Annotated in this window: 10 protein-coding genes; 7 read left to right on the forward strand and 3 right to left on the reverse strand. The window is 67.5% G+C overall.

Going from position 1 to position 9,645, the window contains the following annotated elements:
* Positions 1-22: 22 nt before the first annotated feature.
* The 4 genes from NA11_RS24730 to NA11_RS24745 all read left to right on the forward strand — a co-directional run bounded on the left by NA11_RS24730 (position 23) and on the right by NA11_RS24745 (position 3,939).
* Entirely contained in the window at positions 23-742 is a 720-nt protein-coding gene (locus NA11_RS24730) for a phosphoadenylyl-sulfate reductase (RefSeq protein ID WP_069164368.1), read from the forward strand.
* Positions 739-1,710, forward strand: coding sequence for a sulfate adenylyltransferase subunit CysD (gene cysD / locus NA11_RS24735; RefSeq protein WP_245746143.1), 972 nt, complete (start codon positions 739-741; stop codon positions 1,708-1,710). The genes NA11_RS24730 and cysD overlap by 4 nt, the downstream gene beginning before the upstream one ends.
* Before the next feature lies 1 nt (position 1,711).
* A complete protein-coding gene (locus NA11_RS24740) occupies positions 1,712-3,007 on the forward strand; it encodes a sulfate adenylyltransferase subunit 1 (protein ID WP_069164369.1) in 1,296 nt (431 codons plus the stop codon).
* A 176-nt stretch (positions 3,008-3,183) separates the two neighbouring features.
* Positions 3,184-3,939, forward strand: a complete 756-nt coding sequence (locus NA11_RS24745) for a sirohydrochlorin chelatase (protein WP_141717809.1) — start codon at positions 3,184-3,186, stop codon at positions 3,937-3,939.
* A gap of 3 nt (positions 3,940-3,942) precedes the next feature.
* Here NA11_RS24745 and NA11_RS24750 read toward each other — a convergent pair whose 3' ends face one another.
* Positions 3,943-4,566 carry a TetR/AcrR family transcriptional regulator gene (locus NA11_RS24750; RefSeq protein WP_069164371.1) on the reverse strand — a complete coding sequence of 208 codons (624 nt, stop codon included), beginning with the start codon at positions 4,564-4,566 and terminating at the stop codon, positions 3,943-3,945.
* Between the two features lie 189 nt (positions 4,567-4,755).
* The gene (locus NA11_RS24755) at positions 4,756-5,700 is read right to left on the reverse strand and encodes a helix-turn-helix transcriptional regulator (RefSeq protein ID WP_069164372.1); all 945 of its coding nucleotides are present in this window, start codon (positions 5,698-5,700) and stop codon (positions 4,756-4,758) included.
* A gap of 96 nt (positions 5,701-5,796) precedes the next feature.
* Between NA11_RS24755 and NA11_RS24760 the strand changes: the two genes are divergently transcribed.
* From NA11_RS24760 to NA11_RS24770, 3 genes are all read left to right on the forward strand, one after another.
* Positions 5,797-6,201: a VOC family protein gene (locus tag NA11_RS24760; protein WP_069164373.1), complete on the forward strand. Its 405-nt coding sequence runs from the start codon at positions 5,797-5,799 to the stop codon at positions 6,199-6,201.
* 496 nt (positions 6,202-6,697) lie between these two features.
* Positions 6,698-7,294, forward strand: coding sequence for a sigma-70 family RNA polymerase sigma factor (locus tag NA11_RS24765; RefSeq protein WP_069164374.1), 597 nt, complete (start codon positions 6,698-6,700; stop codon positions 7,292-7,294).
* Positions 7,291-8,091, forward strand: coding sequence for an anti-sigma factor (locus NA11_RS24770; protein WP_069164375.1), 801 nt, complete (start codon positions 7,291-7,293; stop codon positions 8,089-8,091). Before NA11_RS24765 ends, NA11_RS24770 begins: the two co-directional genes overlap by 4 nt.
* Positions 8,092-8,477: 386 nt before the next feature.
* On the opposite strand, the gene NA11_RS24780 is transcribed toward NA11_RS24770, so the two are convergent.
* A complete protein-coding gene (locus NA11_RS24780) occupies positions 8,478-9,272 on the reverse strand; it encodes an HAD family hydrolase (RefSeq protein WP_245746145.1) in 795 nt (264 codons plus the stop codon).
* Positions 9,273-9,645: the final 373 nt, after the last annotated feature.

The raw sequence follows: 9,645 nt of genomic DNA on the forward strand, positions 1-9,645 counted from the left end.
TGCTGGTGACGGGAGATCAACTGTGACAACAGAACTGGTGGCAAAGGTGGCCGAGGACGAGCTCAGGGCCATCGCCGAAAAGGGCGCCGCCGACCTGGGTCCGGACGCGTCCGCGCTCGACCTGCTGCAGTGGACCGAGCGCACTTTCGGCGACGGCTACATCGTCGCCTCGAACATGCAGGACGGCGTGCTGGTCCATCTGGCCGCACAGATCCACGCCGGGGTGGATGTGCTGTTCCTCGATACCGGCTACCACTTCGCCGAGACCATCGGCACCAGGGACGCCGTGGAAGCGGTGTACGGGGTGAACGTGGTCAATGTCCGCCCGGAACACACTGTCGCCGAACAGGATCAGCTGCTCGGCAAGGATCTGTTCGGGCGTGATCCCGGTGAATGCTGCAGGCTGCGCAAGGTCGTCCCGCTGCAGAAGTCGCTGTCGGGCTACAACGCCTGGGTCACCGGCATCCGCCGGGTGGAGGCGCCGACGCGCGCCAACGCACCGCTCATCTCCTTCGACGAGGCGTTCGGGCTTGTGAAGATCAATCCGATCGCCGCGTGGTCCGACGAGGAGATGCAGGCCTATATCGAGGCGCACGGCATTCTCGTCAATCCTCTTGTGGAAGAAGGCTATCCGTCCATCGGCTGCGCTCCGTGCACACGGAAGCCGGAGCCGGGATCCGATCCGCGAAGCGGCCGCTGGGCCGGCCTCGCCAAGACCGAATGCGGGTTACACCAGTCATGACGGAGACCTTTGTGAGCGAGCCTTCGAACGAACTCATCGGCGAATCCCCGAGCACCGAGCGCGCCTTCGGCATCAGCGATTTCGACACCCTTGCCGCGCTGGAGTCCGAGTCGATCCATATCTTCCGCGAGGTGGCCGGTGAGTTCGAGCGACCGGTGATCCTGTTCTCCGGCGGCAAAGACTCCACCGTGCTGCTGCATCTGGCGCTCAAGGCATTCTGGCCCGCGCCGCTGCCTTTCGCGTTGCTGCACGTCGACACCGGGCACAACCTGCCCGAGGTGCTGGAGTTCCGGGACAAGATCGTCGAGCGGTACGGGCTCCGGTTGCACGTGGCCAAGGTCGAGGACTACCTCGCCGACGGCAGGCTCACCGAGCGCCCGGACGGCATCCGCAACCCGCTGCAGACCGTGCCGCTGCTGGACGCGATCAGCGAGCACCGCTTCGACGCGGTGTTCGGCGGCGGCCGCCGCGACGAGGAGCGTTCGCGCGCCAAGGAGCGAATCTTCTCGCTGCGCAACGCCTTCGGGCAGTGGGATCCGAAGCGGCAGCGGCCTGAGCTGTGGAACCTGTACAACGGGCGGCACGCGCCTGGCGAGCACGTCCGGGTGTTCCCGCTGTCCAACTGGACCGAGCTGGACATCTGGCGCTACATCGCCCGCGAGGACATCGACCTGGCGAGCATCTACTACGCGCATCAGCGTCCGGTGTACCAGCGCGACGGCATGTGGATGACGCCTGGCGTCTGGGGCGGCCCCCGCGAGGACGAGGCGCTGGAGACGCTGTCGGTGCGGTACCGCACCGTCGGCGACGGATCGTCCACCGGCGCCGTACTTTCCGACGCGGCCGACAACGCGGCGATCCTCGCCGAGGTGGCCGCGTCCCGATTGACCGAACGCGGTGCGACCCGCGGCGACGACCGAGTGTCGGAGGCCGCGATGGAAGACCGCAAGCGAGAAGGATATTTCTGATATGTCCGACCTATTGAGGCTGGCCACCGCCGGTTCTGTCGACGACGGCAAGTCCACCCTGGTCGGACGCCTGCTCTACGACACCAAATCCGTACTGGCCGACCAGATCGACGCCGTCACCCGTGCATCGGTGGACAAAGGTCTTGCCACGCCGGATCTTTCGTTGCTCGTCGACGGGCTGCGCGCGGAACGCGAGCAGGGCATCACCATCGACGTCGCCTACCGCTATTTCGCCACGCCGCAGCGGTCTTTCGTCCTCGCGGACACCCCTGGGCACGTGCAGTACACCAGGAACACGGTGTCCGGCGCGTCGACCGCGCAGCTGGTGATCCTGCTCGTCGACGCACGCAAGGGCGTCATCGAGCAGACCCGCAGGCACGCCGCGGTGCTCGCGCTGCTCGGGGTGCCGAAACTGGTGCTCGCGGTGAACAAGATCGACCTGGTCGACGACGCGGCGACCGTGTTCGCGGACATCTCGGCCGAATTCAACCGGCTCACCCGCACTCTCGGCTGGTCCGACGACGACGTGCTGGAGATCCCGGTGTCCGCGTTGCACGGCGACAACATCGCAACCCGCTCGGACAAAACGCCCTACTACGGCGGCCCTTCGCTGATCGAGCACCTCGAATCGGTGCCGGTCGACGCCGACAGCACCGGCACTCACACACTGGGCCTTCGCTTTCCGGTGCAGTATGTGATCCGGCCGCGCACGGCCGAGTACCTCGACTATCGCGGCTACGCCGGTCAGATCGCCGCGGGTGCGGTCGCGCCCGGCGACGAGGTCGTGGTGCTGCCCTCCGGGATTCGGACCACGGTCGAGCGCATCGACACCCCGGACGGCGAACTCGCGGTGGCGCAAACGGGTCGCAGCGTGACGCTGATCCTGTCCGATGAGGTCGACATCTCCCGTGGCGACATCATCGCCTCGGTCGCCGATGCGCCCGAGCCGATCGACACCTTCGACGCCACCGTCTGCTGGTTGGGCGACAAGCCGCTGCGGGCAGGCGCCCGGTTGCTCTTGAAGCACGGCACCCGTACCACTCAGGCCATCGTCGGCGCGCTGCTCGAGCGCTTCGACGAGCAGCGACTGATCGCCGATCCGAGCCCGGAGTCGTTGGCGCTCAACGATATCGGCCGCATCGCCCTGCGCGTCGCCGAGCCGCTCGCGGTCGACGACTACCGGGTGAACCGGCACACCGGCAGCTTCCTGCTCATCGACCCCTCCGGTGGCAACACCCTCGCCGCCGGGCTCGTCGGCGACGTGCTGTCGGCGGTCGAGGTCGGCACCGGAGTCTGAGGGGAAGGGGCCCCGCGATGACACCGTTGGACGGCGTACCTGCGCCGGGCGCTGCGACGGAATCGCGGGCGGCCGCGGCGCCGCCTAACATTGTTGCGGCAGTAAACAAGCACACGGGCCGCCGAGAGTCGCGGTGGGAACACTCTGGCGAAGACGAGGTGGCGGTAATGCGAGACCTGCCTGCGCTGATCGCCGTTGCGCACGGCAGCCGCGATCCGCGGTCCGCAGCGACCATGGGCGCGGCCCTCGCCCAGGTCGCGGCCCGCCGACCGGATGTGGATGTGCGGCTGGCGTTTCTCGACCTCAGCGCGCCCTCGGTCGAGCAGGTCGTCGATGCCGTTGCGAACAAGGGATATACCCGTGCGGTGGTCGTGCCCGTGTTGCTCGGCGACGCATTTCACGCACGGGTCGACCTGCCTGAACTGCTTGCCGTCGCGCAGGCCAGGCATCCGCACCTGCACTTGACGCAGGCCGATGTGCTCGGCCCCGACAACCGGCTGATCTCCGCGTTGCGCGACCGGGTTTCGGAGGCGTGCGGGCTGCTCGAGGTGGCACACGATCCGCTGGCCTGGTCACACAGCAGTGTCGGCATCGCGGTGGCCGCGGTGGGTTCCTCCTCCGCCGCCGCCAACGCCCGCACCGCCGAGGTGGCGCGGCGCCTGGCCCGCCGGACCGGGCATCTCGCCGAGATCTGCTTCGTCACCACGGAACCGAGTGTGTCCCAGGCGATTTCCCGCCTGCACGCCGGTGGCGCCGACAACATCCTCGTCGCCCCGTGGTTCCTGGCTCCGGGCCTGCTCACCGATCGCCTGATCGCCGCGGCCCCGAACCTGACGCACGCCGACGTGATCGGGCCGCATCCCGCGCTCACCGAAATAATCTGGGACCGCTACGACGCCGCGATCGCAGGCACGCTGACCCTGTCTGCCTGAGGTTCAGCTCATCAGGTTGTCGACGATGGAGCGGGCGGTGGCCACGCCCCACTCGTTGCCCATCTGGTGCGCCGAGTGGGCGGCGCCCAGCACCGCGTCGAGCTCGAAGGCGACGACGTCGGCATTGCGGTCGGTGAGGTGGCCTTGGTCCTGGGCGAGGCGGATCTCGTTGGAGAGGAAGGCGAGGAAATCACGGTTGCCCTCGGCGATCGCGTCGCGGACCGGGCCAGGTCGGCTGTCGAACTCGGCGAGCGTGGCCACCCGGAAGCAGCCGCCGGGGAAGGCAGGCGCGGCGACTTGCGCGAACCAGCGCTCGACCAGCGCCCGCAGCCGTGGCATGCCGCTCGGCTCGGACAGCGCAGGCGTGATCACTTCATCCATGAACACCTCGTTGGCCGCTTTCACCGCGGCCAGCTGCAGCATTTCCTTGCTGCCGAACAGGGTCGCGATGCCGCTCTTGCTCAGGCCGAGGTCGGTGGCGAGCCTGCCGATGCTCACGCCGGTCAAACCCTCGACGGATGCGACGTCGGCGGCGTGTCTGGCGATCGACGCGCGGGAGCGTGCGCCCTTCGCGAGGCGCTGATCGGTACCCGACTGCTCGTTTCCGGCGGATATGGACTCGGACATACTTCTATTCTTCCACGAAATTTTTCGAATACGAACGTACGGACGCATTAGGCAGCACCCGTCGCTGATCGGATGAGAACATGACTGCGGCATCATCCGGAAACGTCACCATAGTGCGCGGTGCAGCGGCGATGCCGTCAAAGAGTGGAACATCACTGAGTCAGAAGTCGGGAAGATGCTTCGTCGCCGTCAGGGCTGATACGCGGTGACGAGTTCCGCGCCGATCCGAGCGAGTTCGGCGCGAACGGACTCGGGTTCGACGACCTCGATGTCGGCGCCCCAACCTGCCAGCTGCTGGGCCAGCATCCAGGCGGTGGGAGCGGTGACCTGGACGCGGATGCGACCGTCGGCGATCGGGCCGTCGACGACACAGTGCCTGCCTTGTTGATTGCGCAGGATCGGCAGCAGCCGTTCGGGGACGAGAGCGGTTGCCGCAGTGGCGGCGCGGCGCTCCTCCATTTCGTCGACCACCGCGTCCCACGCGGTCGCAAGATCGAAATCGGAAGGGCGGTGGGCAATGTCGTCGGTGACGACGGCCTCGGCGATGCGGTCGACGCGGAACGTGCGCTGGCCATGGTCGGTGCCGGCGAGGAAATACCAGATGGCGTCCTTGTCGACCAGGCCCAACGGGTCGACAAGACGTTCCGTGTGTTCGCCGCCCTTACTGGCGTAGCGCAGGCGAACCTTGTTGCGCTGCACCACCGCTCGCTGCAATAGCGCGACAACCGGCGGCAGCTCCCGATTCGTCGCGCCCCAGCGCGCCGGATCGATCACCACGGCATCGGCGGCGGCCGCGGCATCGGTGCGGAAGGTCTGCGGCAGCGCGCGCACCAACTTGCGCAGCGCGGATTTCGCCTCCGGCACCGAGCCCGCCGACGGACCCGCCAACAGGAACAGCGCGCGTGCCTCGCCCGCCGTCAAACCGGTGAGGTCGGTGCGGGCCCCGCCGACCAGCGACCAACCCCCGCCCCGACCCGGCTGCGGATACACCGGGACACCCGCGGCCGACAGCGCCTCGAGATCACGACGCGCAGTCGCGACCGACGTCTCCAACTCTCCGGCGACCTCCGCGGCGGTCACCCGCCCCCGGGTCTGCATCATCAGCAGGATCGCCACCAACCTGTCCGCTCGCATGCGCACAATTCTGCCGAAAAAAGTGCTCATTCGGTGCGCACTTTAACTCGGATGATGGTTTTACAAGCAAGCACGAACCGATGAAGGAGACCCGACATGCTGCGAGGAATGGCGACGAGCACGTTCTACGCCGACGATCTGGAGGCCGCGAAGGACTGGTACACCGAGTTCCTCGGCCTGGAGCCCTACTTCCACGTCCCCGGCGGCTACTACGAGTTCCGCATCGGCGACTACCTGCACGAATTCGGCATCATCAACCGCGCCTTTGCGCCGGCCCGGGCCACCAAGGGCCCCGGCGGGGCCATCGTCAACTGGCACGTCGACGACTTGCAAGCCACCTTCGACCGTCTGCTCGCCCTCGGCGCCACGGAATACGACCCGATCACCGCGCACAGCGAAGGCTTCGTCACCGCCTCCGTCGTCGACCCGTTCGGCAACGTCCTCGGCCTCATGACGAACCCGCACTACCTCGAAGTCCTGGCCAAGACCGGACCCGCGTAAGCCCAGGTCGCTGCGCGCCGCAGACCCTGCGGCGCGCACAGCGGCTGCGGTTCCGCAGAGGTTCCGTACGGTTCACAGAGTGTCTGGCCTCTGTGAACCGTACGGAACCTCTGTGGTCCCAGGGGACCGAGCTATCACGGGACAGCCGCAGCATGTGAATTCGACACGCCGTGCGACGGCGGCGAATCGTGTGCTCAGGCGAGACGGGTGCCTGATGTGCTGCGCCAGCGGGTCACGCTGGTCGGTTCGGGCAGTTGCTGAGGCAGGGGCCATGTCCCGCAACGGATTCCGGGTTGGACCGAGCAGACTTGGTAGCTCGTTAGTTGTTTGCCGATGTCGGCGGGGGTGGGGTGCCGGGGCCACCGGGTGGCTGGTCCACGGGGTTCAGCGGGGTAGCCGGGGTGTTGCGAACCGGCGGGCATCATATGATCTGGGCCAATCCGCCGTTGTCAGGTGAACGGCTTCCGGCTTGGTCAGGCTTGGAAGGACACACCCTATGGTCATCCCCGCCCGAGCAGTACACGGTGCCGATGCGGCGCGCGGCACAGCGAACACTCCGGAGATGCTGATCCGCCGCGTCGGGCGCGGCGACGAGGAGGCGTTCGCCGAGCTCTACGACATCGTGGCGGGCCCGGTGCTCGGCATCGCCACCCGGGTTTTGCGCGATCACGCCCGGTCCGAAGAGGTCACCATGGACGTGCTGATGGAGATCTGGCAGCGGGCACCGGAGTTCGACGCACAGCGGCATCGGGTGCTGCCGTGGGCGATGACGGTCGCGCATCGCCGGGCAGTTGATCGGGTGCGCGCCGCCGAGGCCGACACCCGCTGCGACAGTCACGCCGGACAGTCGGAACTGCGCTGGTGCTTCGACGAGATCGTGGAGACCACGCTGGATCGCATCGAGCACGACGCGGTCCGCCGGTCCCTCGACGAACTCACCGAGCTGCAACGCCGTTCGCTCGTCCTCGCCTACTACGGCGGCTACACCGACAACGAAGTATCCGAAGCACTGGACAAGCCGGTCGGAACGGTCAAAGCCAGGATGCGCGACGGGCTGATCCGCATGCGTGACGCGATGGCCGGGCAACCATGACCGCCGAAATCCACAGCCGCACCGGCGCCTACGTGCTCGACGCATTGGACGACGACGAACGCGCCGCCTTCGACGAGCATCTCACCGAATGTCGCGCCTGCCGCACCGAGGTCGCCGACCTGCGCCCGGTCGCGGCGCGGCTCGGGATCGCGTTGACACCGATGTCGGCGGGCTCGTTGAAGGAGCGGGTGCTCGCCGACCTCGGCGCACACCGGCAACTGCCCGCCACTGCGGCACTCGGCAGCACCCAGATCATGCCCGCGGTGGACGACCTGACCAGGACGGCGGTCCTGCCGTCGCTGGAAGGATGGACGGACGACGACTATCCGGAAGAAGACCGGCGCTGGTGGACGCATTCGATCACCATCGGCATCGCTGCGGCAGCCGCGGCGATAGTCGTCGTCCTCGGCGGGCTCGCCCTCGTCGACCGGACACCGGCGAGCGAAACCACCGTCGCGATGGAGCAGGTGCGCGACGCGCGCGACGCCGTGACCAAAACCGGGCGCGTGGTCACCGGCAACGGCATGGCGACCGCGGTGCTGTCCCGCAGCCTCGGCAAGATAGTGGTGTCGGCGAACGGCCTACCCGCCGTGGATGATCGGCACGGCTACCAACTGTGGACCATCCCCGCCGACGGAACGCCATGGTCCGCCGGGATGATGCACACCTCGGGCACGCACGCCGAGCTGGCGACCGACCTGCGCGCAGGCACCACCCAGATCACGATCACCACCGAGCCCACCGAAGGCTCCCCCGAACCGACCACGCCGATGGTGGTGCGCATCGACCTGAGTTGATCCGTTGCGGGGCCCTCGTTGCGCGTGCAGGGACTGCCGAACAGGTCTGATCGAACCGGTACCAGCGCAACAGGTCCGCTCGAGACGGAATGCCGGCGGGGCATGACCGAGCCGACACGCGCAATCCGGCTCAGCTATGTCCCACACGATCTACCCGTCGACCACCAACGGAACATGGCAGAGCCGACACGCGAAACTTCGCTCAGCCGTGTCCCGCCCGATCGGTCCGTCGACCACCAACGGGACATGCACGATCTACCCCATCGAGCGCCGACGGGGAATGGCCGAGCCGACGCGCGAAACCTCGCTCAGCCGTGCCCCTCTCGATCGGTCCGACGATCACCAACGGGGCATGGCCGAGGCTGCACGCGAATCAGGGGTGCTGGTCAGTTGGTGAACCAGCGTTCGAGGATGGTGGCGACGCCGTCATCCGTGACAGTGCTGGTTACCTCGTCGGCCAAATCTTGGACGGCGGTGGGGGCGTTCGCCATGGCGACGGAATGGGCTGCCCAGTTGAGCATTTCGCGGTCGTTGTAGCCGTCGCCGATGGCCAGCGTCGCGGCGTGCGGGATGTCGAGGGCCAGGCGAAGGCGTTCCAGGGCCCAGCCTTTCGACACACCCTGGCGGGAAACGGTCAGCCATGGGCCGAATTCGCCATGCACCCAGCTGGCGCCGGGCACGTGTAGCTCGCCGAGCAGGCCGAGCATTTCGTCGAGCGAGCCCTGTGGCCACCAGCCGTTGAGCCGCGGGGTCGGCTCGCTGCTCAGCGCACCATCGTCGACGAGCAGATATTCGCCGATCGAGTACTCCCCCGGGCTGACACCGGTCGCCCAGTACCCGACGCCGACCTTCTCCACCGCGAAAATCATCTCGGGAATCAGGGCACGCAATGCGGCGACCGCGGGCGCCGGATCGAAGTCCTGCACGGTAATCGGCACGCCCTTGGCCACATCGACGTGCACCGCACCGTTCGAGCACAGCGCGTGCCCTTCGATCAGACCGAGCTCGGTAAGCACCGGCCGAGTCGTCAGCACACTCCGCCCCGTCGTGATCACCACATGCGCACCCGCCGCAACGGCCGCACGCACAGCATTGGCCACGCGCTCGCTGACCGGACTACCGGTGTCGAGCAGCGTTCCGTCCACATCCAGCGCGATGAGCTGAGGTCCCCCGCTTGCCACCAGCCCATTGTGCCTCGACACGCACCCCCCGTCATCCGAGAAACCACACCGAGACCCGCACGCACACCACCGATTAGAGCCCGCCACCCCCTATGGGCGACCGCACTGGGGACCACACGCGTGGCCCGTCGCCGCTATCCGAAGCCCACCACCCGGTGCGCACCGATTCGCCGAATGAGCGCCGCCGGTCCATTTCACCAAACCTACTCACCCCGAGGGACGATCACAGCATCCTGCTCGCCAGCACCACCGGGAGTGACTGCGACCGTTGCACTCCAGCAGCCCTACCGGAAACGCCGAGTGGCCGACCGTGCACGTACGGAGGGTGACGATCGACGGCTCGAATCCGCACTCGTTCTGAGGATCTGCACTG

It is taken from the genome of Nocardia altamirensis NBRC 108246 (genome assembly GCF_001612685.1).
Lineage (GTDB): Bacteria > Actinomycetota > Actinomycetes > Mycobacteriales > Mycobacteriaceae > Nocardia > Nocardia altamirensis.

Coding starts and splice junctions, on each gene's coding strand:
- NA11_RS24770 (WP_069164375.1), top strand. CDS start 7,291: ATGACCGCCGAAATCCACAGCCGCACCGGCGCCTACGTGCTCGACGCA.
- NA11_RS24755 (WP_069164372.1), bottom strand. CDS start 5,700: ATGCGAGCGGACAGGTTGGTGGCGATCCTGCTGATGATGCAGACCCGG.
- NA11_RS24765 (WP_069164374.1), top strand. CDS start 6,698: ATGGTCATCCCCGCCCGAGCAGTACACGGTGCCGATGCGGCGCGCGGC.
- cysD (WP_245746143.1), top strand. CDS start 739: ATGACGGAGACCTTTGTGAGCGAGCCTTCGAACGAACTCATCGGCGAA.
- NA11_RS24750 (WP_069164371.1), bottom strand. CDS start 4,566: ATGTCCGAGTCCATATCCGCCGGAAACGAGCAGTCGGGTACCGATCAG.
- NA11_RS24740 (WP_069164369.1), top strand. CDS start 1,712: ATGTCCGACCTATTGAGGCTGGCCACCGCCGGTTCTGTCGACGACGGC.
- NA11_RS24760 (WP_069164373.1), top strand. CDS start 5,797: ATGCTGCGAGGAATGGCGACGAGCACGTTCTACGCCGACGATCTGGAG.